The 26,304-nt window shown below is 46.6% G+C and carries 26 protein-coding genes; 5 read left to right on the forward strand and 21 right to left on the reverse strand.

What is annotated here, in order from left to right:
- The first annotated feature begins 60 nt into the window (after window positions 1-60).
- Both RIG68_RS20655 and RIG68_RS20660 read left to right on the forward strand, forming a co-directional pair.
- Window positions 61-549, forward strand: a complete 489-nt coding sequence (locus RIG68_RS20655; RefSeq protein ID WP_350075130.1) for an Xre family toxin-antitoxin system antitoxin — start codon at window positions 61-63, stop codon at window positions 547-549.
- Entirely contained in the window at window positions 546-1,004 is a 459-nt protein-coding gene (locus RIG68_RS20660; protein ID WP_350126647.1) for an RES family NAD+ phosphorylase, read from the forward strand. The genes RIG68_RS20655 and RIG68_RS20660 overlap by 4 nt, the downstream gene beginning before the upstream one ends.
- 19 nt (window positions 1,005-1,023) lie before the next feature.
- Here the strand turns inward: RIG68_RS20660 and RIG68_RS20665 are convergent, their stop codons facing one another.
- The 16 genes from RIG68_RS20665 to RIG68_RS20740 form a co-directional block, all read right to left on the reverse strand.
- A complete protein-coding gene (locus RIG68_RS20665) occupies window positions 1,024-1,902 on the reverse strand; it encodes a dimethylarginine dimethylaminohydrolase family protein (RefSeq protein WP_350126650.1) in 879 nt (292 codons plus the stop codon).
- Between the two features lie 5 nt (window positions 1,903-1,907).
- On the reverse strand, window positions 1,908-3,320 hold the full coding sequence (locus RIG68_RS20670; protein WP_350126653.1) for a glycoside hydrolase family 140 protein: 1,413 nt from the start codon (window positions 3,318-3,320) through the stop codon (window positions 1,908-1,910).
- Window positions 3,317-4,633, reverse strand: a complete 1,317-nt coding sequence (locus RIG68_RS20675; RefSeq protein WP_350126656.1) for an amino acid permease — start codon at window positions 4,631-4,633, stop codon at window positions 3,317-3,319. The genes RIG68_RS20670 and RIG68_RS20675 overlap by 4 nt, the downstream gene beginning before the upstream one ends.
- 63 nt (window positions 4,634-4,696) lie before the next feature.
- Complete coding sequence (locus RIG68_RS20680; protein ID WP_350126659.1) at window positions 4,697-5,287, reverse strand: PepSY-associated TM helix domain-containing protein; 591 nt, start codon at window positions 5,285-5,287, stop codon at window positions 4,697-4,699.
- Window positions 5,272-5,871 carry a hypothetical protein gene (locus tag RIG68_RS20685; protein WP_350126661.1) on the reverse strand — a complete coding sequence of 200 codons (600 nt, stop codon included), beginning with the start codon at window positions 5,869-5,871 and terminating at the stop codon, window positions 5,272-5,274. Before RIG68_RS20685 ends, RIG68_RS20680 begins: the two co-directional genes overlap by 16 nt.
- Window positions 5,872-5,873: 2 nt before the next feature.
- Complete coding sequence (locus RIG68_RS20690) at window positions 5,874-6,986, reverse strand: acyltransferase family protein (RefSeq protein WP_350126663.1); 1,113 nt, start codon at window positions 6,984-6,986, stop codon at window positions 5,874-5,876.
- Window positions 6,987-6,990: 4 nt separating this feature from the next.
- The gene (locus tag RIG68_RS20695) at window positions 6,991-8,838 is read right to left on the reverse strand and encodes a sulfatase-like hydrolase/transferase (RefSeq protein ID WP_350126666.1); all 1,848 of its coding nucleotides are present in this window, start codon (window positions 8,836-8,838) and stop codon (window positions 6,991-6,993) included.
- A gap of 187 nt (window positions 8,839-9,025) precedes the next feature.
- Window positions 9,026-11,611 (reverse strand): TonB-dependent receptor, encoded by a 2,586-nt coding sequence (locus RIG68_RS20700; protein WP_350126669.1) that lies wholly within the window; start codon window positions 11,609-11,611, stop codon window positions 9,026-9,028.
- A gap of 41 nt (window positions 11,612-11,652) precedes the next feature.
- The gene (locus RIG68_RS20705) at window positions 11,653-12,369 is read right to left on the reverse strand and encodes a LytR/AlgR family response regulator transcription factor (RefSeq protein WP_151999841.1); all 717 of its coding nucleotides are present in this window, start codon (window positions 12,367-12,369) and stop codon (window positions 11,653-11,655) included.
- Window positions 12,366-13,394: a sensor histidine kinase gene (locus RIG68_RS20710; protein ID WP_350126672.1), complete on the reverse strand. Its 1,029-nt coding sequence runs from the start codon at window positions 13,392-13,394 to the stop codon at window positions 12,366-12,368. The genes RIG68_RS20705 and RIG68_RS20710 overlap by 4 nt, the downstream gene beginning before the upstream one ends.
- 221 nt (window positions 13,395-13,615) lie before the next feature.
- Window positions 13,616-14,836 (reverse strand): redoxin family protein, encoded by a 1,221-nt coding sequence (locus tag RIG68_RS20715; protein WP_350126675.1) that lies wholly within the window; start codon window positions 14,834-14,836, stop codon window positions 13,616-13,618.
- A gap of 195 nt (window positions 14,837-15,031) precedes the next feature.
- A complete protein-coding gene (locus tag RIG68_RS20720; protein WP_350126678.1) occupies window positions 15,032-15,439 on the reverse strand; it encodes a sll1863 family stress response protein in 408 nt (135 codons plus the stop codon).
- 114 nt (window positions 15,440-15,553) lie between these two features.
- On the reverse strand, window positions 15,554-16,531 hold the full coding sequence (locus RIG68_RS20725; protein ID WP_151999837.1) for a c-type cytochrome: 978 nt from the start codon (window positions 16,529-16,531) through the stop codon (window positions 15,554-15,556).
- A 114-nt stretch (window positions 16,532-16,645) separates the two neighbouring features.
- Window positions 16,646-17,146, reverse strand: a complete 501-nt coding sequence (locus tag RIG68_RS20730) for a hypothetical protein (protein WP_350126681.1) — start codon at window positions 17,144-17,146, stop codon at window positions 16,646-16,648.
- A gap of 6 nt (window positions 17,147-17,152) precedes the next feature.
- Window positions 17,153-17,689 (reverse strand): acyl-CoA thioesterase, encoded by a 537-nt coding sequence (locus tag RIG68_RS20735; protein WP_151999835.1) that lies wholly within the window; start codon window positions 17,687-17,689, stop codon window positions 17,153-17,155.
- Between the two features lie 4 nt (window positions 17,690-17,693).
- Entirely contained in the window at window positions 17,694-18,347 is a 654-nt protein-coding gene (locus RIG68_RS20740) for a protein-L-isoaspartate(D-aspartate) O-methyltransferase (RefSeq protein WP_350126684.1), read from the reverse strand.
- Between the two features lie 138 nt (window positions 18,348-18,485).
- Between RIG68_RS20740 and RIG68_RS20745 the strand changes: the two genes are divergently transcribed.
- The gene (locus RIG68_RS20745; RefSeq protein ID WP_350126687.1) at window positions 18,486-19,073 is read left to right on the forward strand and encodes a riboflavin synthase; all 588 of its coding nucleotides are present in this window, start codon (window positions 18,486-18,488) and stop codon (window positions 19,071-19,073) included.
- A gap of 32 nt (window positions 19,074-19,105) precedes the next feature.
- A complete protein-coding gene (locus RIG68_RS20750; protein WP_151999832.1) occupies window positions 19,106-19,804 on the forward strand; it encodes a LytR/AlgR family response regulator transcription factor in 699 nt (232 codons plus the stop codon).
- Here RIG68_RS20750 and RIG68_RS20755 read toward each other — a convergent pair.
- The 3 genes from RIG68_RS20755 to tamL are packed head-to-tail and all read right to left on the reverse strand — an operon-like array spanning window position 19,790 to window position 23,771.
- Window positions 19,790-20,350 carry a phosphatase PAP2 family protein gene (locus RIG68_RS20755; protein ID WP_350126690.1) on the reverse strand — a complete coding sequence of 187 codons (561 nt, stop codon included), beginning with the start codon at window positions 20,348-20,350 and terminating at the stop codon, window positions 19,790-19,792. The two genes, RIG68_RS20750 and RIG68_RS20755, sit on opposite strands and share 15 nt — an antisense overlap.
- Window positions 20,347-21,246, reverse strand: a complete 900-nt coding sequence (hemF, locus tag RIG68_RS20760) for an oxygen-dependent coproporphyrinogen oxidase (RefSeq protein WP_350126693.1) — start codon at window positions 21,244-21,246, stop codon at window positions 20,347-20,349. The genes RIG68_RS20755 and hemF overlap by 4 nt, the downstream gene beginning before the upstream one ends.
- Window positions 21,247-21,293: 47 nt before the next feature.
- Window positions 21,294-23,771: a translocation and assembly module lipoprotein TamL gene (gene tamL / locus RIG68_RS20765; protein ID WP_350126696.1), complete on the reverse strand. Its 2,478-nt coding sequence runs from the start codon at window positions 23,769-23,771 to the stop codon at window positions 21,294-21,296.
- Between tamL and RIG68_RS20770 the strand changes: the two genes are divergently transcribed.
- Window positions 23,743-24,489, forward strand: coding sequence for a TrmH family RNA methyltransferase (locus RIG68_RS20770; RefSeq protein WP_350126699.1), 747 nt, complete (start codon window positions 23,743-23,745; stop codon window positions 24,487-24,489). The two genes, tamL and RIG68_RS20770, sit on opposite strands and share 29 nt — an antisense overlap.
- On the opposite strand, the gene RIG68_RS20775 is transcribed toward RIG68_RS20770, so the two are convergent.
- Together RIG68_RS20775 and RIG68_RS20780 are read right to left on the reverse strand one after the other, a co-directional pair.
- Window positions 24,486-25,496, reverse strand: coding sequence for a phosphotriesterase family protein (locus RIG68_RS20775; protein ID WP_350126702.1), 1,011 nt, complete (start codon window positions 25,494-25,496; stop codon window positions 24,486-24,488). The two genes, RIG68_RS20770 and RIG68_RS20775, sit on opposite strands and share 4 nt — an antisense overlap.
- On the reverse strand, window positions 25,496-26,302 hold the full coding sequence (locus RIG68_RS20780) for a queuosine precursor transporter (RefSeq protein WP_350126705.1): 807 nt from the start codon (window positions 26,300-26,302) through the stop codon (window positions 25,496-25,498). Before RIG68_RS20780 ends, RIG68_RS20775 begins: the two co-directional genes overlap by 1 nt.
- Window positions 26,303-26,304: the final 2 nt, after the last annotated feature.

Genomic DNA, 26,304 nt, shown 5'->3' on the forward strand with positions numbered 1-26,304 from the left:
GTAGAGAAATGAACAATTTTAGGACAAAATACGTTATATTAGTGGACAAATTACCCGAATATGAAAAAGCCAGGATACGAGCTCAAAGATGACAAGCCAATGGAAGTGCGTGAAGCTGCTCTCGCATACTATGCCCTGCCGGGTAAATTTTCTCCCGGAGCTATTCTGGGCTTAGCTAATGATCAACTTATGGAGCCACTTCAGAGAGTTGCTACCTTCAGGAAGGGATTGAGCAAAGGTTCTTTTGACAGGCTGAAGCAAGTGACAGGTCTCGATTACGAAAATATGGCAAGGGCTTTGTCGGTCTCTTCAAAAACACTTCAAAGAAAGGATGTTTTCGATATAGTGCAATCTGAAAAAATGTATGAACTGGCTACTCTTTACGCCAGTGGCATTTCTTATTTTGGCCAGGAGGGCTTCCGGCGATGGATGGAAAGGCCACTTTTTAGCCTGGGAAATATAAAGCCTATTGACCTCATAGATGTATCAGAAGGAGTTGATCTGCTCAAAAATGAGATAATGCGAGTTCAGCACGGCATTGCTATATGACAATTTATAGAATTGCCAGGACTGAATTTTGTGATTTGTCAGGGCAGGGTGCCAAGATTTACGGGGGACGGTGGAATCGACAGGGCTTTCCAGCGCTATATGGTAGCAGCTCTGTTTCATCTGCCTTGCTGGAAAGGCTCACGGTAGATACTGAGCTCTTTTCCTCGGAGCGCTATGTCTTATACTCGGTGATGGAGCTTGATTGCCCTGATGCGATGGTTAAAAAGTATGCAGCCAACGATTTGCCTGAAGGATGGGATGCCATTCCTCACGGGAGTGTTTCAGAGGAGTTTGGTAGCCAACTATTAGCTAGTGGTTTGCTGTGTTTCGGCGTGCCATCAGTTGTGGACAAAAGCTCTCTAAATTTTTTAATCAATCCAATGTCGGGAGATTTTGATATGATTGATGCAAGGATTCTTCCACTAAGCCTTGACCAAAGGATTGTTCGTGGCTAATGACAGGTAGTACGCCTTGCTAAACTCCTCTGAAAATAGGCCTTGTCAAACAAGTAGGCCCGCCACCGCCCTTTACGCTGATTTCCTGACCTTTGTAGGTGATTACTTCGCAGCCAGCATCTCTGAGCCTTTTCTCTGTTATTGGATTTCCCTCCACCATCAGGCATCGACGGGGAGCCAGAGCCAGCACATTGCAGCCCATGGAGTCAAACTCTTCTTCCGGCACTTCCACTAACTTAAAGCCCCTTTCTAAAAGCAGATTTCGGAACGCAATAGGCATCAATGGCGAATACACAACCGCCAGGTCCTTATTAACCGGGCTCAATATCGACATCAGGTGAAATACGTCGGAAGGCCCTCTGTAATGCGGCAGTTCGGCTACTATCACCTCCACACCTTTTGGTTCAAGCAGGGCTTTTAGCTGAGCAATGCCTTCCAGGTTGGTTCGGTAGGTGTGGCCAACGGCCAGGGTTTTGTTGTCGAGCCAGGCCACGTCCCCACCTTCCAGCGTGCCTGGGGCAACGATTTCTCCCATAATGGTTATTTCGTTGTCTGCAAAGAATCTTTTTTGTGCTTCAGGCTCCCTGGCACGGGCTTCTTTGCCCATCCGGCAAATGATCATTCCAAAGTCGGTGGACACAGAGGCATCCCGACAGTAGAGGGAATCGATGGACAGCTCTTCGTTTTCAGGAAGGTGAAGGAGTTGGACGCCAGTGGCTTTCAGCATTCTTTCAAACTTCTCATATTCTTCGTTGGCAAGAGCAAAGTCCGGCTTTTGCAGATAGTTTAATGCCTGCCATTCTCTGGCGACTTTTTCCTCACTGATAAATGCTTGAGAAGATGGTTTGATGACCAGCTTCGTGAGTTTGCCGAATTCTGAATGGGTTGTTTGGCTCATATTGTTTATTTTTTGCCAGGCGCTGGGTATTTTTTGTCGGCATCATCAATCACAATGACCCAGTCAGGCCCAGGTTGATTCTCTTTTATGAAAACGTTCCAGGTAGATATCTTGAACACTCCTGTGTTTTTTACTTTTCCATAGGGTATCGCTTCTCCGGTAACGGGGCTATACCACCACACGAACAAATTTCCTCCGGCGATTGCATCCGTTTTGATAGAGACATCCCGACTCATAGGCAAGTACGCCATTATGTAAGTAGCGTCTTTCTTTCCTGGTTGGCCGTTTCTTGTAGCTTGCATGTGATCGGAGGCATATTCATAATTTTCCTGGTTAATCAACGACTGATCTGGAATTCGGGTCAAAAATGGGCGTGATTCCATCAGGTTTCTAAGGTGCTTCATCTGGCTTGCTCCGGGTTGCTCAAGCGCTTCATTCCAGGGCATGTTGGCATAAATAATCGGGCTTACGTCAGCTGTGTACATTTGCCAGATATTATTGTTTCCATAGGTGTGTCCAAAGGCTCCTGCAAAGACTGACCAGTAAGCATATTTTCTTATCTCGTAATCGTTGTAGCGGGGGTTGGCTGGATTGAACCACTCGTTGATGTCTTCATAGGCTGGTTCACCGTTGAGTACAGGCTTGGGCGGGGTGAGGTTGTAGTCGTTTGCCACCCTGGTGTACACATTGTCGGAAAAACGCTGGTGCCCCGACTGCAGGATGTTGAAGTCCAGCCAGTTGGTTTTTTGAAACCATTCTGAACTGGTTTGCTGGCCAGATGGGTGATAGCTGATGAGGTGGGCATTGCCAGCTCCTTTCTTCAATCCCTCTGCCATAGCATTCCAAATATTTTCCTTGTCGGTTGGAACCCTATCGCCGCCTAGTATCCATAACACATTCCACTGGTCTTTATACCTTTTCCCTAAAAACTCACCGTAGGTTCGTGCGTTGGATTCCGTGAAGATCATTTTATTGTCAAACAAAGGGTGGGGTTGATCCTCTGCATGGGCTCCCCAGGTAGGAAGGAGTGCCATATACAAACCGAACTCTTCAGCTTTTTGCACGACATGATCCACTAGCTCAAAGTACTTTTCGTTGGGTTGCGAAGGATCGAAATCAACGAGTGGAAGATTTCCTTCAGCGTTGGGCACCGTCAGCCCGTTTATCTCACTGAGAATTACAGCCTGAATAGCCGTAAATCCCTTGCTGGCTCTGTTTTTTAGGTAGTAGTCAGCCTCGTTTCGGTCAAGTCTGTGAAACAGCTCCCATCCGGTGTCTGCCAGGTAAAAGAACGGCGAGCCGTCTTCCTTTACTAAAAAGCGTTTGTTGTCGCTCACCTTCAAAGGCTGCGATTTGGCAGCTACTCCGAAAATAAGCAGTAGGCCCGTGATGCTTAAGGCGACGTTTAAATATTTCATTCGTTCGAAGTCAGTCTAGTTGGTTTAGTTTTTCCGAAAACATACAGCGGTATGCCGAGCAGCAGTGATACAAAACCCCAGGCAATGCTCTCCTGGCCTGCGCCGATCATCGCCCACATTCCGTAACCAAATGCGAGCAGACCCAAGCAAATATCCCAAAGCCGTTTTGCCGGGGGAATATTCTGGTTTCGGTTGACAATCAAAAAAGACGCTGCCGAGAAAAGATATGGTACAAGGACGGTAGTGGCTGTTAACAGGATGAGGAACTCAAAGGCACCGGCCATTCCCCGGGAGTAGTTCATTACCAACAATATTGAAACAATGACACTTCCGATGATGAGGCCAAACGCCGGCGTGCCGTTTTTATTTACTTTGGCAAATACTCTGGGGAAATCGCCATTTTTTGCTGCAGCATAGGGCGTTTGTCCCTGGAGCAGAATCCATCCGTTCAGCGCTCCAAAAGTGGATATCAGGGCACCAATGGTGATAAGGTAACGGCCGGTATCTCCCCAAATCAACCCTGCGGCATCGGCGAACGGGGCGTTGGAATGCTGAAGTTCGGAGGGGTGGATCATTCCCATGAGGGCAACCGAGCTCAAAATATAAACCCCGGTGGTAATCAACGTGCCAAGCATGGTGGCTTTTGGAACTGTGGTCTCCGGGTTCCGGATGCTTTTTCCGGGGATAGTTGCTACTTCCAGCCCCATGAAAGCAAAAAGAGTGATAGTGGCGGTGGCGGTGACTGCGCTGAAATTACTTACTTCACTAATATTGAAAGGACGAAAATTGCCAAAATCGACATAGAACAACCCGGCAATAGTTACCAATAATAAGGGAGCAAGCTTTAATACAGTAGTGGTTAGTTGCACATAGCCAGCTTCTTTTATGCCAAGTGTATTTACCCAGGTGAGTAGCCATACCACGGCCAGGCTCACTGCCAGGGAGTAGCCGGAGTTTTCGGCTAGTTGAGGGATGAGCACGGACAAATAGCTAACGAAGGCCACCACTATAGCTGCATTGGTCGCCAGTATGGAGATTTGGTAGCCCCATGATGAGATGAAGCCGGCAAAATGTCCCAGTCCTTTAGTGGCATAAGTGTAGGGCCCGCCATCCTCATTAGGAAACCGCCGACTGAGCCTAACAAAAACGAGGGCAAGAAAAAGTGCACCAACGGATGAAACCACCCACCCAAGCAGGCTGATAGCCCCATAGGCAGCCAGGGCTACAGGCAGGAAGAAAATACCCGAGCCTATCATATTGCCAACAACGAGGGAAGTAGAAGTCCAGAGCCCTATTTTCTTTTCTTGCGACATAAGTGGATCATATTGTTGGGCAAGTTAGTTGAATAGGATGCATAGCCTTGGATTCCGTCGAAATTAGTAAAGGATGAAGGTTAACCAAACCCATATTGAGTAGGCGAGGCCGGCAACAAGGAAGCCCACACCCAGCCATCTGTATTTTACGAAGCTCAGCCACATGTACAGGCCAGTTAGTACGAATATGAGCAGAGCCAGGCTGGCGAGATCCATCAGCAGGATATACAAGCTGTAGGCAGGCGGACCACCATATTTGTGCAGCCTATGGTAAGCCGTGATGCTTCCCATAGTGTTTCTGTCAGATACTTTGACGGTTGCTGTGGTATGGGTGCTGTCAAAGTAAACGATCGATTGCCGCAGCATGCTTTGGTATTCGTAGTAAGTGGTGCCTTTGTTTGTCCAGGAATTGTGGAAGCGGCCGCTTATTTCCAGTTTATTTTTTAGTTGTTTGTACAGCTCCTCATTGCTCACGTCTGGCTTTTTCATGGAAATGGTCTTGATTTCAGGCGCAGGCTTCTCCTGATCAAACCATTGCGGGTTGTTCATGAGGTAGCCCGTGACAAAATACATCACCAGAAACGTGATGGTGATGAAGGCAGCATACATATGGATCTGCCTGATAAGTTGATAGAGGTTTACCCGGCGAGCCATAAATAGATCATTAGTAGAACCGACATAGTAAAACTTCCGATGAGCCAAAACGCCGAAGACTTCGACCTCGATTTGCTGACCCACCAAAGGTAGATGCCACTCAGTGCCCAAAAGAGCAGGGAATAAACTGTTAAGTCCTGATAAAGCCACCAGCCGTTGATCCACCAGGGTGCTCCTGGGATTTCTTCATGAAGGCCATGAAGTCCCTTTAGCATCGATATGAACCTTGTGGAATTAGTGGTAAACTCAATTTCCGGGATGCCCCAGGTGCCGGTCATTCGGAAATCCCTGCCGAGATTGCGCACATTCACGAGAAAGCTTGAGGAGTCTATGTGAGACTCCCACGGAATGAACCAGCCCATGAGGTGCAGAGAGTCTCGAAGTGCCTCACCTAGCGCTCGAGGGCTATCAAAGCTGTCCTCATTTAGGGTGATGGCTATACGCTCGGATTTGACCGGGGTAAACTCCTCTTTTAATGAGACATGGTTAAAACTGAGAGAGGACAGGGCGAAAATAAGCAGGTAAGGTGTGCAAAAAAGTCCCAGGTAGATATGAAACTGCAAGAGGTAATTTTTCACCTTCATAACTACAGCTTAAAGAAAATCTTCCTTTGATACAGCCAATAGCACAGATACCAGGTGAAGACCCAGGCCGCCAAAGCCGCAAATAAGGCTTGCCAATGTTCACCTGCGCCGAGCAAACCGGTGAAGCCGCCAGCGAAGACCGCCAGGGTCTTATTGAACCATTGGTGGCCAACAGTTTCGAAAAACAGGTATATGAATATGGAGTTCATTCCCACTACTGTGGCTATTAGTACCCCTCGTTGTTTTTTTCTGATATCGACCCACCAAAATAGAAGTGCCACCAAAAGAATTACCCAGCCAGCCGATGCAATAGTGAAAGAGCTGGTGGCGATTCTCTTGATGATAGGAGTGATACCAGCTAAATCCATCGCAAACCCGACAACCAAAAAGCCGACTCCAGCTATTGATAGCCATTTTAGCTTCGCCGACGATGGCTTGTCCTCCATTAGCCATTTGCCGATTAACACTCCCCAGATGGTGTGCGCTGCAGTAGGAATAAAGTTGATGGTGACCCAGCCTCCCCCGTTGATTTTGCCCATCAGCACCATGTCCATGTAGTTGCCAAAGTTGTGCTGATCAACGAATGGTTGGTCGAAGCCGGGCATTAAAATGAAACGATACATAAGTTCTGTGAGCATCAGCAATCCAATTGAAACTGCGAATTGGAATGCAAATGATTTCCGAATGATCAGGTAAGCAATAAGTGTGGTTACCGACAGTTGTGTCAGCACATTCCAAAGCTCCCAAACCAGTTTGCCGCTGTACACACAATGCAGTGCTGTGCCTGCTATCAGCAACTTGAGGCACCTGATAAGTATGTGCTTCCAATTGTCTTCCCAGCTAATGCCCTTCTTTTCTTTCTGTAAATAGGAAAGATACATGGCCGTGCCTGCCATGGTCATGAAGGCCGGTTGTATCAAGTCCCAGAAGCGGAGGCCATTCCAGGGGTGGTGGAAAAACTGGATCATGACATAACTTCCAAAAAAACTCTCTGGGCTTAGTTCGTGGATGGAGTCCCACACCCGACAAGCCTCGCCTGCCAACAAAATCATGATCAGACCTCTCATGACATCAAGAGATACGAGTCGCTGGTTCGAAAGTGCTGGGGTAGTCATTGGCCTACTTTAACCTGTCCAGGATGTGATTGACAGCTTTTGGTGTCTCGCTGATGGCCTGCCCTACACTGTCGGCAAGCGATTGTTCGAGAGCTTGCTTTGCAGGAAGCGCATCCATTCCAAACTCTTCAAGCACGTTGGCTGCATACACCCGGGTAATCGCTCTGGGAGATTGCAGTTCGGAGACGCAGATATCAAGCGCTTCTTTCTTAATTCCCGATTTGTAAAGGGCTTCAGCGACAGCCAGCCGCACACTTGCCGAGGGATCTTTAGCCATTTTAAGCAGAACGGCTTTTGTTTCGGGTGATTTGTCCTCTAGTATCATGGTGCCGGTAACTGCCCAATACCTTACGGCTGCGTTGGGGTCATCAAGTCTCTTGATCAACTCCGGCAGTGCAGAAGGATCACGCATACTCGCCAGGTCGGCAGTTTCAATCACGTAATCCATCCGGAAGTCTTTGCCTCTCACATAGTCGAATACAGGCTGCACTTCCGATATTTCAGCTGTCATTGGCTCTGGCAGGAAGTTGGCATCCCTGATCTCTTTTACCCACCTAAGGTTCTCATTTCGAAGCTCCAGCAAGGTATTAGCGTATGCTGCGTCGGTCGCCAGGTTGTTGATATTGTCCGGGTCTTTCGCAACATCGTAGAGCTCTTCGGCAGGCCTTGGCAGCCAAAACCTTGATTGCACGTCATTCAACTCACCATTTTTAAAAGCCTTTTCCCAGGAAGGCATAGAGCGAGCCAGCCATAGGTAGTAAAGGTGCTGGCCATTGGGCTTGTGAGGCATGTAGTTCCTGATGTACCTGAACTGTTTGTCTCTTACACCTCTTACCAGATCAATTCTCTCATCCATTCGTCCCCGGTAGGCATGGGCATATTGCTTCGGCTCGGCCTGCTGGCTACCTAAAAACGGTTTGCCCTGCATATAGTCAGGCACTGTTACGCCTGCCAGACTTAGTACGGTTGGGCCGAAGTCGGCAAAGTTAACCAAACGATCACTTTTAGAGCCCGCTGCTGATGGTGCCAGGTGCTTGTACTTCTCCGGGAAGTTGATAATCAAAGGGATGTGAAGCCCTGATTCGTACATAAACCTCTTGCTTCTGCCCAGCACTCCGCCATGGTCGGAATAGTAAAAGACAATGGTATTTTCTGCCTCTCCGCTTTTTTTCAAATCGGCCAAAATACCAGCCACTTGAGAATCCATTTGCTGCACCCGGTCGTAGTACTGTGCCCAGTCGTGCTCCATGTCTTTGGTGCGGGGATGGTATGCAGGCATGGGTACTTTGGTCGGATCGTGTTTCAGGTCTCCCCAGGGAATTGAATCGTGAATCTGACTTTCATGAGTAATGAAAATATTCTGAACATGGAAGAACGGTTGACCAGGCTGCCGGTTCAGGTAAGTCGCTTTGTTGCTGGATTCGTCCCAACATTCAGGTTGATCAACCGTATTGTAATCTTTCTTGGAGTTGTTGGTAGTGTAGTAGCCAGCATCCCTGAGGTAATTGGGAAAGAAACGCATGTAGTCCGGGATGGGGTAGGGGCTGCGCATGGGCAGGGTGCCCAGCGAGGCGCTGTACATGCCTGTGATGAGTGTAGATCGGGAAGGGGCACACACTGGTGTGGTAGCAAAGGCGTTGGTGTAGAGAACACTGAGGGCGGCCAGGGAATCGAGAGTGGGGGTAGTAGCGAAATCGTCGCCATAAGCACCAAGAAAGGGGCTGTTGTCTTCGCTGACTATCCATAGTATGTTGGGTGGAGTTAGTTCTTCTTTTTGCTCGCAGGACCAAAAAAGACTAGTCAACAGGAGTGTGGCAATAAGGCTGCCTGGTTTTGCTTTATCAGCTAACATAGAGGTGCAGGTATGGTTACAACCCAAAAGATAGCAAAAAGAAATTACAGGGTTGTCCGAAGATTTAGCAGCGGCAAACAGGGATGGTGGCACGGGATCGCACCGGTAAAACAGAAAAAGCCGGGCAAACATGCCACGGCCTTTATCCCTACCAAACTTAAATTATTCCCTTGCGCCTGAATCTGGCTTAATTTCCTCTACCTCTTCTCGGTGCAGAAGCAGGAGCCGCAGCACCGCCTCCGTTGCTGTCACCACCGTCACCGCCATCTTTCAGGTCGTCATTTTGAATGGACTTTCTTCTGCGCTGAGGGCCATCCGTGCTTATCTTACCAATTCGATAGCTGAAGTTCAAAGAAAAGCTAAGGTTGTTTCTGATATCAATGCTGTTTTGTACGATAACAGGGGTAATGGTTTCACTCTTAACCTTCAGCTTTGGGTTGAGGAAGTTCTGAACCCCCAGACCAATGCTTCCACGCCTTTCGTTAAAGTCTTTCTTGATGCCAAGGTTGTACATGCCAAACCCACCTCTGTAGCCCTGCAGCTCGGTCCTTCTCAGGCGGAAAAAGCTGAACATTTGTAGGCCATATCCATTGCCCAGGTCATAGTTTCCAAAAAACCTACCACTGATAACAATGCCGGTATTGCTGGCATTGTAAATGGGATCAGGGTTGTTGTTTGAAAGCACAGCATAGTACACATCTGAACCACCATTGAGCATTAGCTTCCCAAAGTTGATGTTAGCCGAAAGGTTAATGCCGTAGGCATCTTCCTGGCCAATATTTTGGTAGGTGGTTCTGATTGTGTCGCCTCTTACATCACGCACGCTGCTGATGGCGCCAGTGGTATTGCGGACGAAAAGGGCTGTTTGTATAGAAGACCTTTTGAAGTAGGAGCTGTAGCCCAGCTCATAGTTGTTAGTGTATTCAGGGTCTAGTTCTGGGTTTCCAACTGAAATATTCAATGGATTAGAAGCTTGTATGTTAGGGTTCAGAAACCTGATGGATGGGCGTTGTATTCTTCTGTTATAACCCAGTTTTATCATGTTGCCGTTTTCCAGTTTCTTCGATAGGTTAACGCTTGGTACAATTACACCGTAGGATGGGATGTCAATATCGCTTTCTGTTTTTGTAAAAGCGTCAATCGTCGTATACTCGTATCTGGCACCTGCTTTTACGCTGTAGTCTTTTGGAAGGGAGGCAGTGTAGGATAAATATCCTGAAGTAATTCCCTGTCTGTAATCAAGATTGTTGTTGAGCGTCGTGCCTGTCAGCTGCACATAGCTACCATTGGCACCATCAGCCGTGAGGTAGGTAAACTCACTAATGGCGGTTCTCATAATTTGCTTGGCACCATATTCCACTAGCTGCTTATCACCGATGGGGCTGGTGTAGTCAATTTGTAAAGTAGTTTCTTCATCGTAGCTGTCGTTCAGGTTCTTCAACCTGTTCAATAACGTTTCGTCATCTACGTCGTAGTTGTAGTTGCTGAAATCATTGGTTCTATTGTTTTTGCTCCACATACCCATGATGGTCAACTCTTTCTGGGGCTTATCAAACACATGGGTGTAGGCCAGACTTACGTCAATGTTATTGGATAAATCTTTTGTTTCGACGTCCATTAATGTTTCGCTCACCAGAACATCATCTCGAAATGACCGACGTGTTAGATCATCCTGGGTACCCTTGCCATTTCTGGCTCCTAGCTGTACTGATCCAGTCAGGTAGTTTTTCTCGTTGAAGTCATAGTCAAGTCCAAAGGTGTAACGTCCAAATAGCCTGTTGGAAGTGGTACTTGCTTCTTGAGTGGTAAAGGTTTCTACCCCATTACTGATTGTAGTTTGCCTGTTTTCAAAGCTACCTGTGGTATTGTACTCAGACCTGCCGAAGCCGCCCAGCGACAGTCCCAGTTTCTTGGTTTGTAGGGCGCCATTTAGCCCAAGGTTCGATCCCCGGAGGCCTACACCTGTATTGACGTTCAGTGTAGCGCCCTGCAGGTTATTCTTCTTGGTGATAATGTTAATAATCCCTGATGTTCCTTCGGCGTCATATTTGGCCGATGGCGAGGTGATTACCTCTACAGACTTTATTTCGTCTGCAGGAATTTGCTTCAGGGCATCCGCAATATTGGCTGCCATGATCGCCGAAGGCTTGTTATTGATCAGCACCCTGATATTTTCGTTACCTCTTAAACTCACGTTTCCATCCATGTCAACCGAAAGCATCGGTACACGTCTAAGCACATCTGTAGCATTGCCGCCTCTGGTGGTAGCATCAAGCTCGGCATTGTAAATGGTTCTGTCTACTTTCTCTTCCACCATATCACGCTGACTGACAACTGACACTTCCTGAAGAACCTCAGTGGCAGACCCCAGCTTGATAACGCCAAGGTTTACTTTGTCTTTTTTATCTTCGACAGTAATCCCTTCGATCACTTGTCTTTCATAACCAATGAAAGAAATAGCCACGTTGTATGTGCCCGCCTCAACTTTTGAAATTTTGAATTGGCCTTTGTTGTCGCAAACGGCGCCGTCGATGGGCTTGTCTGTTGCAGGGTCGATAAGAGAAACCGTGGCAAACTCTACTGGCTGATTTGTTTCGGCGTCCAGTACAACTCCCTCAATTTCGCCGTTTCCGGCATCAGTGGTGGCTGTAGGCACGCTTCTGTAGCTGGCTTCGCCAGGAGCTTGCATCGGGGTGTTGCTTATCGCTGCCGACTGGGCTACGGCAAGTCCTACGCTGCCAATTGTAAACATGATGGTAAGAAGCTTTTTCATGCTAAGGATCCTATTTGACTTTATGTTGTATGTTAGTTTCATTACTTCACTGATTTTTTGTTCAGGTATGCCTGAAATGTTTCTTTGTATGCGTCTGCAATCGTGATGCCCACCTGTCCAATGACCACCTTGTTTCTTTCTATCAGGTCAATGCGGTCTAGTCTCACAATAAAAGACCGGTGTATTCTCATGAATTGTTGAGATGGAAGCTGCTCTTCTAATGATTTCAAGCTCATCAATGTCATGACGGGCCTTGTTTGATCCTGAAGGAATATTTTTGCGTAGTCCTTCAGCCCTTCGATGTAAAGCACCTTCTGCAAGTCGATTTTTACCAGTTTATATTCTGATTTGACAAAAAGGGCATTGGGATCGGTTTCCGAGCTACCGCCTGAAGTCACCGATATCCATTCTCTGGCCTTATTTGCTGATTTCAGAAACTCCTCGTAGTTAAATGGCTTAAGCAAGTAGTCTATTGCGTCGACTTTGAAGCCTTCCAGAGCGTATTCTTCGAACGCTGTTGTGAAAACGACCTTGGGGCCATTTTTCAAAGATCTCGAAAGTTCCATGCCAGTAAGCCCAGGCATTTGAATATCGAGAAACAGTAAATCTATTTTTTCAGCGGCTATTTTTTCCAAGGCCTCATACGCACTACTGCATTTTCCAGCCAGCTCGAGAAAAGGCGTTTTTTCCACGTAGCCCTCAATAAGGTTGAGTGCTAATGGCTCATCGTCGACAATCAGGCAGCGAATCTTTTTCATAGCTTAATTTTTAGCTCTGTTTTATAAATGTCATCCGCTATGTCATGGCTAATGCTGTATTTTCCAGCATACATCAAATCCAGCCTTTTTTCAAGATTGACCAACCCTATGCCAGAACCACTTTTGTCGTCCATAGTTTTTGGTAGGTTAGGGTTTGCTACTGTAAATGTCACTTCGCCATTTGCCATTACCAGCTCAAATTCAATGGTTCCCTTTGCCGATCCGCTGGCTCCGTGTTTGAAAGCGTTTTCCACGAGTGGAAGGAAAAGAAGTGGGGTGATTGTAATTCCCTCCTGCACTTTCCCAAAACTCTTTTTCACTTTGATGTTGGCTGGAAGCCTTATCTCCATCAGGTCGATAAACTTTTCCAGAAACTCCACTTCTTTTGCTAGTGATACTTTACCTTCCTTCGCTTCGTAAAGCATGTATCTCATCAGTTTTGCCAGGCTGTGGATAGTTTCCTTTGCCTTTTCTGGAGCGCTGTCTACCAGTGAGTAGATGTTGTTAAGCGAGTTGAAGAAAAAATGAGGCTGCAACTGGTATTGCAGGTAGGTGAGTTCGGAATGTAATTGTGCATTTTCGGAGTTTCTCCTTAAGTTTTCAGATTCAATCCACCGCTGTGTCATCCTCACTGCCAGGCTCAGTCCAATGGTAATAATGGCCGTGATTGACTCCCAGTAAACTGAAAATATTTTGAAGCTTGACGAGTGGGGCTTGTCGTGGCTTTCAAAAAAGATTTCTCTGATTTGACTGTGCAGAAAAATGCAGACTGCCACCAGCAGAATATTAGAAACAATAAAACGAAGCCCTTTTCTATCGAAAATGAATTTTTCAATAAAGATGAAGTAATTCACATAGAAAATGATGACGGAAAATCCCATTGGCGCCCAGGTTCTGCGTGCCACAATGCTAATGTCGAGTGTGTCGCCATAAAAAACGAAGACGGGAAAGAAAAACAGAATGAACCAAACTCCAAAATGGAGGAGTATTCTTAAGTTCTTTCCGTTGGTTTCTATAATTGCCATGCGATGAATTTTACACTGAAGACAGTGTCAACAGCCTATTAAACATACAAAGATGGCTTAGAGTTAACCCTCAGCAGTCACTAATGGACGTAAGGAGAGAATTTGAGGAAGAATGGCTGATTTTTGAGGATGGTTTTTAAGCAATTTCCCTAAAAAACAAAAGTGAAGCCCGTTTCCAGACTTCACTTATCAGATTTTTCAGGACGGGAAATGTGGGAATGTTAGTACACTCTGCCTATCATCTCATGTTCTACAATGGCTCTTTTTAGTTCCAGGAAGTCGACTTCACCCTGGTGCTCGTACACCACCTTGCCTCCCGGCTCTACCAGTGCTGTGTAAGGCAATGCGCCGTCCCAGCCGTCACCAAACGCCTCAACCATAGCATAGTTGTCGCCGCCCGTAAATATATAGTTGGGTACTCCCGATTCCTTTTTATCAAGAAACTCGAGCACTTTATCTCTCTTTTCCAGCTTATCAGCCGAGATGGATACAAATTCGAAATCACGGGCACCGTACATACGTTGGATGGCGATAAACTCGGGATACTCCAGCATGCATGGGCCGCACCAGGTAGCCCACACATTGATAAGTCTTAGTTTTTTCGAGTCGTCGTTTTTTAGCAAAGTTTTGATGCCTGCCAAATCGATGTCTTCAACCTTCACCTCTCTGCTGTTCCAGTCTTTGTCTACCCGGTCTCTCATGTCTGTTTTCCATCCCCACTTTGTGGAGCAGCCAAAGACTTTTGTTACCGGCTCAGCTATAGGTTTTCCTTCAAGGGTGGCGTCTATTGCAGCTCTCAAATCCTCTGAGTTGGTTGTGCCGGGTTTTTCCACTTTGTCAAGACGACCATTGTAGGTCAATGCTCTGTTGCTGTCGAAAACAAAAGCGTGAGGAGTAGCGACCGGGCCATATTGCAGAGAGGCTTCTTCAGTGTCGCCGTCGTACAGGTAAGGAAAATTGTAGTCCATATAGTCGGCTCTGAGTTGCATGGCCGTATAGTCGTCGTTCAGGTCGGTGTACCCTAGTTCTTCGTAGAGTAGTCCCATAGGGCTGTTGGGTGAAATGGCTATCAGCTTCACACTTTTGCCTTTGTAATCGTTCACAACAGCTTTGATGCGGTCTTCGTAGGCCTGGGCAGTAGGGCAGTGGTTGCATGTGAAAATGATCACAAGCACACTGGCATCGCTGAAGTCGTCAAGGGTGTAGAACTTTCCATCAACACCTGGTAGGTTGAAGTCTGGTGCTTTTGCTCCTATTTCAAGCGTAGTCACTTCTCTTTTGGCAATGAACTGCGGATTGGCAACAAAAGCGGGCTTCATTTCACCGGATGTTTCCGTTTCACTGGCTTCGGCACTTTGGCTTTCATTTTTATTGCTTTGGCACGCAGAGAATATTGTGGCAAATACAATAATGGCAGCAAATGAATTCTTTAGAATTTTCATAGTTTCAATAGTAACAATATTAGCACGGTTTCGTGTCTGTCGGTTTTTCGAACTTATCAATAACTTTCGCCAAAGGCAATGAAATGTATTGTTAGGAAGAGAAATTCATTGGGGAATGGGCGAAATACCCCCTAAACAGAAAGAGTGGACGTTTGTCCACTCTTCATTTTGATTATGTGCTAGTCTTCTGATTTATTAGCTCTCTTCTTTTTTGAACACGTCGTTGAACTCCTTTTTTACATTGTTGACAACTGTGGTTGCATCTTCTTTGATGCCATTCCAATTGTCTTTGGTAGCCTCTTTCACGTCTTCCAGTTTGGACTGAAGCTGCTCCTTTTGATCATTGAGTTTTTCTTTGAGCGTTTCGCTTTCCTCGTCCATTTTGTCCTTCAAACCTTCGAGCTTCTCATCCAACTCGTCAATCTGATTTTCAATTTTGGCGGTAAGCTTCGCCTTTTCAACTTTGATCTTATCAGTCGCATTTTCTACAGCTTCTGTTGCATTCTCTTTCATGTCCTCAGCCTCTTTTTTTGAGTCCTGGGTACAACTAAATAACAACATCGACAGCATAGCTGACATCAATACACCTCTTAGAATTTTCATAGTTTTTAATTTAAAATTTATAACTGGTTACAACTAGTTATAGCGTTTTTAAAACTATTTTGTTTCATTCGTAAGTGTAAGTGTCTGATTTTAAGAGGTTAACAAATGGCTGGTTTATAGCTTTTTCCAGCGTTCCACTGTGTTCGGTACGGGATCAATTGTTTGCAAATATTCGTAAATGGCTCCCAAGTCCTGCTCGGTCATGCCAGCGTACATGGTCCATGGCATCACAGTTTGGAATTCACCTTTTGCCATGTCCACATCAGGTAGTACGTAGGTGGAGTCGGTGTAAAGCTTGAACCGTTGGATAAAGGCTGCTTTTGTCCATTTGCCGATGCCCGTTTCGTGTGGGGTAATGTTCATGGACGATACCATATAGCCGTTGCCCATGTTGAATTCAAATCCGCCTGCAAACAGCTCGCCCACCACTTGCCCGTTTTCCTGCTTGGTGTGGCATTCGGCACAGCCTGCGGCATTTGCCACATAGGCGCCGTACTCGACTACATTTTTCGGGTCTGGTATTTTCTTCGGACTGGCCGCTGCTGGCATAGTATTGATGATGAAATTGACGGGAAAATCGGCGGCGGAAGACTCGGGATCAAATGCTAAGGGAGTGAGTGATCGGACATAAGCGATAATAGACTTAATATCCTCAGTGTCCATTTTGCCATAGTACTTGTAGGGCATTACGGGGAAGAAGGCTGTTCCCTGTTTGCTAACGCCTGTTGTAATGGCTCTGTAAATTTCTCCGTCCGTCCAGCTTTCCAGGTGATAAGGCGTGATATTTTTCGAAACAAACCGACCCGGGAAGCCAAAGCTCTGATCAAAAAGTTCACCGCCTCTGCCTTCAGTACCAGGTATAGGAGGTCCGGCAAACTTGCTCCAGTCACGTGTGGAGTGGCAATCGATGCAAACGCTTACGTGGTTAGCGAGGTAGCGGCCTCGTTCAATTTGCTGTTCGGTACCTTCAACTGATATCTCGGGGGCAGGCCCCACGTCAGGAAGTGCAAATTTCAGGTAGGACAAGCCTGACGCAATTATCAGGATTAACACACTGATGACGATAATCGTCACCTTTAGAATCTTATTCATATTAGATAGAGTTGGTTAGCTTACAAAAATGTCCAAGGCTGGAAAAAGCTTAAAAAAAACTGTCACCAAAATACAATATCAGAAATTAAAAACGAAAGGATTTCGAGCCGATTGCTAGCCGAGGAACATCTCCTGCATGGCTTTCCAAAGCTTTCCTTTTAGCGCAATGGCTTGTTCGAGGGCAGCCAGGCTGTCGGAGGCCAGGTACTGCTGTCCATCCCTTTTGATGACTAAGTATTTTGAGGTGGAGACTGGTAACTCCACGCCGAACGAGAGTACCTTGCTGAAGGAAACTGTTTGTGCTGGATTGGCTTTGTAATCCGATTCGCTGATGAGCACAGCACTGCTCAGGTCTATGCTAACTGCCCCTGTGATTTTGGTCAGTAGCTCTTTCTGCGACGCTTCGAGTGCCTGAAAGGGTTGTTTGAGAATGATTAGCGTGTTTTGTTTGGGGGCGGCTGGTTCAGCCATTGGGGGTTTTGTGGCCTCCGGTTTTGTAGCTTCAACAGGGGCCGGCTTTTCTGCTGGTGCCTGAGCACTTTGCTTTTCACCAATCAGGTAAAGCTCTTCAGTAAACAAAGCTTTCAACGAAGCCGGATGGAGATCAGCGCCCATAGTGATTTAGCTCAGGTCTTCGGGTTTTAACTTAAAAATAGACTTCAACTCTACGGCATCCTCAGGCTTCATCCTTTTTGCCAACACCAGCCTCAGCTGACGGCGGCGAAGTGCACCTTCGTAGAGCTCTTTTTCAAATTCTGTTTCAGGAGTTAGTTCCGGCACATCAATTGGTCGGCCGGTTTGGTCTACTGCCACAAAAGTAAAAAAGGCGGTGTTGCTGTCTATTTTTTTATTGCCTGGAATGTCTTCGGCTGTCACCTGAATATATACTTCCATGGAGGAACTGAATGCACGTGTCACCCGGGCCTTGAGTGTTACAACATTTCCCAGCCGTATGGGCTTCCCAAAAGAAACGTTGTCAACGGAGGCTGTTACCACGATGCGGTTTGAATGCTTCTGTGCAGCAATGGCGCTTACGATGTCCATCCAGTGCATCAGCCGACCTCCCATGAGGTTGTTGAGCGTGTTGGTGTCGTTGGGCAACACCAGCTCTGTCATGACTACTTCCGATTCCTTTGCACTTTTTGCTTTTTTTGCCATCTTCTTATTTTTTGCCCCAGCCATGCTCGCCCAGTAATGGCACAAAGCTAAAATTATCGAAAGTTTCTTTCACCAGTTTGTTGCCTTCTTTTTTGGTTATTCGGATCATTTTTTGGCTTTTGTCATCACCCACCGGTATCACCAGCCTGCCTCCTGGCTTTAGCTGCTCAACAAGTGCGGTGGGAATTGTGGGCGCTCCGGCAGTGACTAAAATAGCGTCGAATGGAGCAAAGTTAGGCATACCCTTCGATCCGTCTCCCTGAAAAAAATGGGCCTTGTACCCCATGGACGGTAGAAATTTACGGGTTCTTTCATAAAGCACTTTGTTGTACTCAATGGTGTAGACTTCAGCGCCAAGCTCCAATAAAATACAACACTGATAGCCAGATCCGGTGCCGATTTCCAGAATTTTACTCCCCGGTCCTGCGCCTGTTAGCTGTGTTTGAAACGCCACAGTGTAGGGCTGAGAAATGGTTTGATCTTCCCCAATGGGAAAGGCCTTGTCCTGATAGGCGTGTTCTACAAAGGCATTGTCGAAGAAAAAGTGACGAGGTACTTTGCCAATGGCATCGAGCACCATTTTGCTCTTGATCCCTTTTTCAATTAACGTATTTACAAGTCCTCTTCTTAGCCCTTTATGCCTGTAGCTGTCTTCCATTCTGACGGCAATTTAATTGAATTGACACTACTGGTCACAGAAGGAGATGGGTTTTGTTCATTACTTTTGAAAGATATTGGAAAAGGCTACCGTGGGGAGGTTCTGCCAATTAAATTCGCTGGATAATTACTAGAAAAGATGTTTACAGGGATTGTTGAAACTACGGGGAAAGTAGAGAAGATAGAAAAGTCAGGAACCAACTATACTTTCACAATCGAAAGTGAGATTAGCGCCGAGCTAAAGATAGATCAGAGTGTGTCTCATAATGGTGTTTGCCTGACGGTAGTTGGCGTAGACGGTGGAGCGCATCAGGTCACTGCCATCCACGAAACCTTGGAGAAGACCTCGCTGGGGTTGCTGGGCGAAGGCGATCTTGTTAACCTTGAAAGATGCATGCTGGCCAACGGTCGGTTCGATGGCCATATCGTACAAGGGCATGTTGATCAGGTTGGCGTTTGTATAAGCAGAACGGAAGAAGACGGCAGTTGGCTGTTCGACTTTAAGTATGATGACGCATTGGGCAATGTCACTGTCGAAAAAGGCTCCATTTGTGTCAATGGTGTAAGCCTGACTTGTTTTAACTCAAGAAAAGGGGAGTTTAGGGTGGCCATTATTCCCTATACTTTTGAGCATACAAATTTCAAAAATATCAGCAAGGGTACTAATGTTAATCTTGAATTTGATATTTTGGGGAAATATATTCAGAGAATAATAAAAGGATACTAATCGACCTGAACCTTCAACCTTAAGAATTTACTATGGAAGTTAAATGTATGGTAGTGGATGATGACCCGCTGGCAAGGAAGCTGGTTAAGCACTATATTGAAAAAACGGAGTTTCTAACGTTGAGCTATGAGCTTGCTAATCCCATTGAGGCCAAGAACATATTAGTAAAGGAGGATGCTGACGTCGATCTGCTGTTTCTGGATATCCAAATGCCAGAAATGTCGGGGCTTGAGTTAATGGAGTCGTTGGATAAATCTTATCAGATTGTATTCATCACTTCCGAAGAGCAATATGCAGTGCAGGCATTTGAAAATAGCGTGGTCGACTACCTGGTAAAGCCTTTCGAGTATCCACGGTTTTTGAAGGCTGCTACCAAAGGCAAAGAGAATATTGAGACACTTCGTAGGTTTGTAGAAAAACAAACCCATGTTTTTGTGAAGTGCGACGGAAGGCTTGTGAGGATTCAGCTAAGTGACCTGCTATTTGTGGAGGCGCTGGCTGATTACGTGATCTTCAACACCAAAAAAGGTAAGTACATTGTTCATTACACAATGAAAGGGATAGAAAAGCGACTCCCTACCACTTCCTTTGCCAGGGTGCACAGGTCGTACATTATTAATATCGACAATGTTGACCACCTCGAGGAATCGAATATCATGATTGGTGATAAGAGTGTGCCAGTAGGAGCTTCTTACAAAGAGAAATTTATCAAGAAGCTAAACATGCTTTAGTCTGCCTGTTTTTCTTCCAACCAGATAAATGGTATAGGCTGCGGCAATACCCACAAGGGCTCCCACAAGTAAATCGCCGGGATAGTGTACACCAACATAAATCCGGCTATAGGTTACTAAGGCAGCCCAGGCGAACCACACAAAGTGCCAGTAGGATTTGCCTTTGTGCAACAAACTGATGAATGCGGCCAACGCAAAAGTGTTGGCTGCATGTGAGGAGGCAAAACCAAATTTGCCGCCGCATCCGCCGACAAGGTGTACCAGCGAGGAAATGCCTGGGTCATGACATGGTCTCAGCCTTTCAAAAAATGGCTTCATTAAACCAGACGTGAGTTGATCTGCAATTGCAATGGTAAGTACGATGGCAAGTATTGACCAGATCGCTTCCTTTTTTTGCTTGTAGATAAGCCAGATAATGAGAACGAGGTAAAGCGGAATCCAGGTATTCCTTCCTGTTATCAGCAGCATGGGGCCGTCGAGCCAAATGGCGTGGTGTGCATTGAGCCACAGAAAAAATTGTTGATCTAATTCAACCAACCAGTTCATACGCTCAACCAGTTAATTCCTTTCTTGAGAAAGGACAGTGTGTCGTGTTCGGGAGTGCCTGCTTCAGGCTGGTGGTTGTACTCCCAGCCAGCCAAGGGGGGAAGACTCATCAGAATCGATTCAATGCGTCCATCTGTTTCCAATCCAAATTTTGTGCCCCGATCCAGCACCAGATTGAACTCCACATAGCGGCCTCTTCGCAGCATCTGCCAGTTTTTCTGCTGCTCGCCAAAAGGCAGGTCATGGTTCTTTTTCATCAGGTGCGTGTAGGTAGGTGCAAAAGTGTTGCCTACGTCCTGTACAAACTTCCAACGGTCGTCCATTGAAATTTCACCTTCCGCTTTCAGGTGGTCGAAGAATATTCCCCCAACGCCACGGGTTTCCTGACGATGCTGTACGTAGAAATAGTTGTCAGCCCATTCCTTGAATTTTGGGTAGTAGGCCGGATTGTGCTTGTCGCAAGTGTCTTTGAGTGCCTGGTGGAAATAGACGGCGTCGTCGGGATTTACGTAGTGTGGTGTAAGATCAATGCCGCCGCCAAACCAGCATACGCCATTGCTCATTTCAAAGTACCGCACGTTCATGTGAATGATAGGCACGAAGGGATTGGAGGGGTGGAGTACGATGGAAACGCCGGTAGCGTAGAAATCTGCCTTGTCGAGGCCAAAGGATTGAAGGACTTTTTCCGGTGTTGGGCCCCACACGGCAGAAAAGTTGACTCCTCCTTTTTCAATTACTTTTCCATTTCTTATTACACGTGAGCGGCCACCGCCGCCGCCGGGCCTGTCCCAGGCATCCTCTTCAAAGGAACCAATGCCGTCGGCCGCTTCCAATGACACACAGATATTGTCCTGTAAGCTCTTAAACCAATTTGTAATTTCTTCTTTTCCAGGCATAGCTTCAACGATGTCAATTCAAGAGCAAATATAGAAGAACCAGAAAACTAGAAAGGGTACCCGATTCCAATATTCAGAATAGTTTGTTCTTTTTCGCCAAAGGGAAAGTTGGTCAGCAGCTTATCGAAGACCCACCTTTGCCCGGGAGGCCTTGCAGGATCATGTATCTTGGCTCCTGCATCAAGTCTGAGGATGAGGAACGAAAAATCGAACCTCAGGCCAAAACCCGAGCCAACTGCGATTTCTTTAGCAAATGTGTCAACTTTGAACTGGCTTCCGGGCCTGGTGGCGTCATCTCTGAGCGTCCATACATTACCGGCATCGATAAAGAACGCCCAGGATACAAAGCTGAAAAGCCTCCTGCGATATTCTACACTTGTTTCGAATAGTATTTCACCAGGTTGTTCGAAGCTGTAGTCGTAAAGTCCGTCTTTTTCTGGATTATCGTTGAGTGGTGGCGTGTAAGAGCCCGGACCAAGCCGCCGGGGGCGCCAGGCTCTGATGCCATTGCTACCACCAGCAAAGAAGTACTTTTCATAAGGCAGTACCGTGTTTATGCCGTAGGGCACAGCCACCCCAACGTTAAAGCGGTAGGCTAGGTCGTGCTTCGAGGAAAGGTTGGTTACCTTTCTGAAGTCGAAATTAGCTTTGGAAAATTGGTAGTACTCCAGCCGGTCGTTCATCAGATTGTCCTCATTGAAAAACCAGAGAGTGTTTCCGCTGGTCTCGACAAAAACCCTGAAAAAGCTGGCGTTCCCTTTAGTGATGCCATAGCTGTTGTTGTTGACAGCCACTGAGAAGCTTGTGCTGCCAACATAAGATGGATTGAAAGAATTGATCAGTAGATTACCTCTGCTTGCATAGTCTTCCAGCAAATCCCGGAAGGCATCGTTTCTCAGTTCAGAGTCGATAAAGCTGACATCGGCAAGCGTCAGGTTGAACAGGTGCTTATTGTCCTTTTGCCAGATATATGCCCAGGTCGAGTTGAAGTTGGTTCGTTTGTATTCACGCCTGTCGGTAACGGTTGTACCTACCAGCCACCGTGTCCTTGGGTTGAGTCGACCCTGGTCTCTTCGCCTGCTCCAGGAGGCCGGAGTGATAAACTGTGGAAAGGTTAAAGCAAGATTTCCTCCATACTCCTTGCTGGAATAGACGTCCTTGACGTTAGTGGGCGAAGCGACGCCTTCGATGCCAAACCGGCCGGATAGTTCAAGTATTTCCAGCCCTTTGAATACATTCCTGTCCTTTATGTTGGCGTTGAGAAACGGGCCGGGAAGTCCCTGACTTACATTGACGCCAAACTCTGTTGAGGTTTGGAACTTCTGAAGAGGGCTGGTGTAGATGTTGGCGATGAAATGAGTGCCTATAGTGTCGTAGTTGATGTTGACAAACTTGAAGATATCAAGGTTAGCCAATTGCTTTTGTGTCTCGAACGTGTTGGCCCTGCTATACATACTATCCGGATAGATGAACACCCTCCAGTCAAGTATTTTTTTGTTGTATCGCTCCTCATAAAAGCTATAGTTGACATCATGATACATCTTGTTACTTCGCTTCTCACCAGGGATATTGATGTTGGCGTCAGTAATGAAGTTTACCGAGTCGATGACAAATCTTTTATGATCATTTTCCTTTACCAGTGATTTTACTCCAATTTCAATGAGAACCTTTTTGTCGCCCAGGCTTGCTGTGTCCACCTGAAAAGAAATGAGTTGCTTATTGAATCTGTAGTAACCCTTGTTCACAAGAGATTCGTAGACTCTCTCCCGTTCACTGGCCAGCTCCCGTTGGCGATATCTGTCGCCCTTGACTAACAGCGATTTATTCTCTGAGTTAACTACAATGTCCTTGATCTCGTCGTCGGGTATGCCGTAAAATATAGAATCAATAACATAGGGTTTCTTTCTGTCAAGCTCATATGTCACCGAAACAAGTTTCCCCTTTTCCTTCAGCGATGAGCTAACACCGGCATTGAAATACCCCTCCGACTGGAGGTAGGATACAAGTTGCTGTTCGGTTTGTTCTCGCAACTCCGGCTTGAAAACAGCGACCTCTTCACCCCACCGCATGAATAAATTGCCTTCTTTCAGGGTTTTGTCAATTTTAGCGACCTTCTTGAGCTTTCTTGATTTAAGAAGCTCTGCTTTTTTTGGCTTTTTTTTATCGATTGCTTTGGCAATCTTAGCGTCGTACCTGGCAATGGCGCTTTCTTTTTTACTTTGGTATTTTGCTGAATCGTATCTGTGTTGTCCCCAATAGTAGACATTTACATAAAGTGACCAGGGAAAAATCGGTGTACGCCGATTGGGCTTTTGCTGAAACTGAGCTTCGAGTTCATCTATATTCAGGCCCTTGGCATTTTCTATAGATTCTTTGTAAAGCAGCTTCTCATCCTCCTTCAGGTACCGCACTCCCAGACAGCCGGATAAAGTGCCCGAAAAAGCAGCAGCAATAATGGTTATTAATACTAATTTGCGGATTGAAGCCGTCACGGGAATGATTTCGAAAAACAGGGCAAAATTCATTAAATCACTGCAATTAAAAAAATTCAGAAAGCAGGAGGGGCTTTTTGTGGTAGAAGGTGGCAAAAGTGTGCTTGAAGTTTTACAGTCGGATTTCAATCTCATAGAACTGTATGTAACCGCTTCCTTTTACGCAGAAAACGAATTTATTCTAAAATCGGCACCCATTCAGGCAGAAATAGTTTCGGAGCGGGAGCTGGAAATGGCCAGTGGCTTGCAGTCCAACAATGCCGCATTGGCAGTTGTTCAAATGCCTACATATCAGTTTGAAACACCCGCTGTTTCGGAGTTTGCTCTTGCATTGGACGACGTGAGGGATCCTGGTAACCTTGGTACAATCATCAGAATAGCCGACTGGTACGGCATCGGCAAGGTGTATTGCTCTCCGGAAACAACTGACCTGTTCGCAGGGAAAGTGGTGCAGGCATGCATGGGCTCGCTGACGAGGGTGAAGGTATTTTATACGGAACTGTATGCGCTGTTGAAGGCGTATGACGGGCCTGTGTATGGTGCTCTTTTGAATGGGAAGAATATCTACGATGAGAGGTTTGATGAAGGTGGGCTTATAGTGATGGGCAATGAGTCAAATGGTATTTCTGCTGACTTGCTGCCGCTGGTGAGCCACCCGATAACCATTCCGGGTCATGGTGGCGCTGAGTCGCTTAACGTAGCTGTGGCCACAGCCATAGTTTGTGATAATGTGCGCAGGCCAAAGGGCTAGTTGGCTGTTTTTATTTTGATAGCAAAGGCCCGAGCCGGGTTGATCCGGAGCAGTTGGTCTATGTCTTTTTCTGAAAAATCGTTTTGCTTCAAAAGGGGAATGAGCTCATCAAAAATGGCTGTGAATGCCTTGAAGTCACCTCCGTTCAATTCACCTGGGCTGTACCAGCCGGCGTCGTGCGAAATAAGCACTTTGTTTAAAAGGCCATTTTTCTTGCAATAGGTGAGTCGCTTCAAGTGTTCTTCCACACCCCAAACTACCCCGTCAAGACTGATCCATGCACCTAAGTCATAAGCTTTGTTGTAGTAAGTGAAATCAGTCTCGATCTGGGCATGCACCCAAATGAACGCAGACGGATCAACACCTTCGGCCTCTAGCAGGGCAATTTCTTCCAGGGCAGGCAGTGCCGGGCCAGTATGGGAAGCAATGGTCAATCCCGTGGCGATATGGGTGAGAGCAGCTGCACGAACAAGCTTTTGATCTACAACGGAGAGTGGAACGTCACTATTTACGCTGATTTTTATAAGACCCGGCCTGACTCCGGATTCCTCAATGCCGTTTTGAAATTCGTCGATCCATCTTGCCGCTAGTTGCTCCGCTGTTTCTGTGAAAGCGTGTTCAGGTAAGTACTTGTTGTCGACCGCTCCATAGTAACCTGTGTTGGTTATGATCGTCAGCCCCGATAGCTCACTGAGCTCCTTTAGCAGCCAGGGATCCCGTCCCAGATAAGCTGGAGTGCAATCAATAAAGGTGTCGACGCCTCTTTCTTTGGCATCTACGAGAAAAGGCAGCACTCGGGCAATCACGCTGTCCCGGTTCCAGCGATGGTAGCCAACACTGTCGGCTCCGATAAAGTCGACCAGAATGTGTTCGTGGATGAGCGTGGTTCCCATTTCGCTGGTGGGCATTTTGCCGTTGACGGAAATGACTTCGTGTTGTTGAGTCGCCGGACTACAATATGATAAGGCACTTAATGCGGTGATCGATAAAAGGGAATAAATTCTCATCAGAAAAAACCTTTGCTTTTGGCAGCTGCATCGTCAATCAGCTCTTCTGACTCTTTTTTGCCCAGGTATCGGTCGATGAAATAGTGAGCAACATAGAGCAGCGGAGTGAGCAGGATGGCCACACTGAATTTGTAGATGTAATTGATAGTTCCTACAGCGGCAAGCTGAGAAAGACTCCAACGACCGCCTTCAGGGGCGAGGACATAGAAAGCTATGCCAAGCACTACGAAGCTGTCGATGAACTGACTGACCAGCGTTGACCCGGTGGCCCTGAGCCAAATCATTTTTGAGCCAGTTACTTTGCGAAGCTGATGAAACACATAGACATCGAGCAACTGGCCGATAAGGAACGCCACCAGTGACCCAATGATAATGCCAAGCCCCTGCCTGAAAATGACTTTGAAGGCATAGTTGATGTTGAATGGATGACCTTCGTTGTCGGTGCCGTTGACGTCGAGCCAGAAAGCGGCGGGGTCGAGCAACGTTACGAGGTAGATCACCAGAAAAACGTAGGCAATGAAGCCAGCCGTCATGTAGCTGATCCTTTTTACACCTTGCTTGCCGAAGTATTCATTGATAATGTCGGTGGTGATGAAAACGACAGGCCAGATGACGGCACCAGCCGTGAGGTTGAAATCGAGGACAAAGTCGCCAAAGAGATGAATTTGAGCAGGAGGCAGTCCAAAAGTGCCTTCTGCTGAGAAGATTTTGACCCCAATCATCTCTGCAACAACGGCATTGGTGAGGAAAATGCCGCTCAGAACGATGAATAGGTTGGTTCGTTTGTTGTTGAGTGTTGGCTCCATCT

Source organism: Imperialibacter sp. (assembly GCF_040222385.1).
Lineage (GTDB): Bacteria > Bacteroidota > Bacteroidia > Cytophagales > Cyclobacteriaceae > Imperialibacter.

Bases quoted from the DNA above. Each gene is read 5' to 3' on its own strand.
- RIG68_RS20655 (WP_350075130.1), top strand. From the start codon at position 61: ATGAAAAAGCCAGGATACGAGCTCAAAGATGACAAGCCAATGGAAGTG.
- RIG68_RS20660 (WP_350126647.1), top strand. From the start codon at position 546: ATGACAATTTATAGAATTGCCAGGACTGAATTTTGTGATTTGTCAGGG.
- RIG68_RS20665 (WP_350126650.1), bottom strand. From the start codon at position 1,902: ATGAGCCAAACAACCCATTCAGAATTCGGCAAACTCACGAAGCTGGTC.
- RIG68_RS20670 (WP_350126653.1), bottom strand. From the start codon at position 3,320: ATGAAATATTTAAACGTCGCCTTAAGCATCACGGGCCTACTGCTTATT.
- RIG68_RS20675 (WP_350126656.1), bottom strand. From the start codon at position 4,633: ATGTCGCAAGAAAAGAAAATAGGGCTCTGGACTTCTACTTCCCTCGTT.
- RIG68_RS20680 (WP_350126659.1), bottom strand. From the start codon at position 5,287: ATGGCTCGCCGGGTAAACCTCTATCAACTTATCAGGCAGATCCATATG.
- RIG68_RS20685 (WP_350126661.1), bottom strand. From the start codon at position 5,871: ATGAAGGTGAAAAATTACCTCTTGCAGTTTCATATCTACCTGGGACTT.
- RIG68_RS20690 (WP_350126663.1), bottom strand. From the start codon at position 6,986: ATGACTACCCCAGCACTTTCGAACCAGCGACTCGTATCTCTTGATGTC.
- RIG68_RS20695 (WP_350126666.1), bottom strand. From the start codon at position 8,838: ATGTTAGCTGATAAAGCAAAACCAGGCAGCCTTATTGCCACACTCCTG.
- RIG68_RS20700 (WP_350126669.1), bottom strand. From the start codon at position 11,611: ATGAAAAAGCTTCTTACCATCATGTTTACAATTGGCAGCGTAGGACTT.
- RIG68_RS20705 (WP_151999841.1), bottom strand. From the start codon at position 12,369: ATGAAAAAGATTCGCTGCCTGATTGTCGACGATGAGCCATTAGCACTC.
- RIG68_RS20710 (WP_350126672.1), bottom strand. From the start codon at position 13,394: ATGGCAATTATAGAAACCAACGGAAAGAACTTAAGAATACTCCTCCAT.
- RIG68_RS20715 (WP_350126675.1), bottom strand. From the start codon at position 14,836: ATGAAAATTCTAAAGAATTCATTTGCTGCCATTATTGTATTTGCCACA.
- RIG68_RS20720 (WP_350126678.1), bottom strand. From the start codon at position 15,439: ATGAAAATTCTAAGAGGTGTATTGATGTCAGCTATGCTGTCGATGTTG.
- RIG68_RS20725 (WP_151999837.1), bottom strand. From the start codon at position 16,531: ATGAATAAGATTCTAAAGGTGACGATTATCGTCATCAGTGTGTTAATC.
- RIG68_RS20730 (WP_350126681.1), bottom strand. From the start codon at position 17,146: ATGGGCGCTGATCTCCATCCGGCTTCGTTGAAAGCTTTGTTTACTGAA.
- RIG68_RS20735 (WP_151999835.1), bottom strand. From the start codon at position 17,689: ATGGCAAAAAAAGCAAAAAGTGCAAAGGAATCGGAAGTAGTCATGACA.
- RIG68_RS20740 (WP_350126684.1), bottom strand. From the start codon at position 18,347: ATGGAAGACAGCTACAGGCATAAAGGGCTAAGAAGAGGACTTGTAAAT.
- RIG68_RS20745 (WP_350126687.1), top strand. From the start codon at position 18,486: ATGTTTACAGGGATTGTTGAAACTACGGGGAAAGTAGAGAAGATAGAA.
- RIG68_RS20750 (WP_151999832.1), top strand. From the start codon at position 19,106: ATGGAAGTTAAATGTATGGTAGTGGATGATGACCCGCTGGCAAGGAAG.
- RIG68_RS20755 (WP_350126690.1), bottom strand. From the start codon at position 20,350: ATGAACTGGTTGGTTGAATTAGATCAACAATTTTTTCTGTGGCTCAAT.
- hemF (WP_350126693.1), bottom strand. From the start codon at position 21,246: ATGCCTGGAAAAGAAGAAATTACAAATTGGTTTAAGAGCTTACAGGAC.
- RIG68_RS20770 (WP_350126699.1), top strand. From the start codon at position 23,743: ATGATTTCGAAAAACAGGGCAAAATTCATTAAATCACTGCAATTAAAA.
- tamL (WP_350126696.1), bottom strand. From the start codon at position 23,771: ATGAATTTTGCCCTGTTTTTCGAAATCATTCCCGTGACGGCTTCAATC.
- RIG68_RS20775 (WP_350126702.1), bottom strand. From the start codon at position 25,496: ATGAGAATTTATTCCCTTTTATCGATCACCGCATTAAGTGCCTTATCA.
- RIG68_RS20780 (WP_350126705.1), bottom strand. From the start codon at position 26,302: ATGGAGCCAACACTCAACAACAAACGAACCAACCTATTCATCGTTCTG.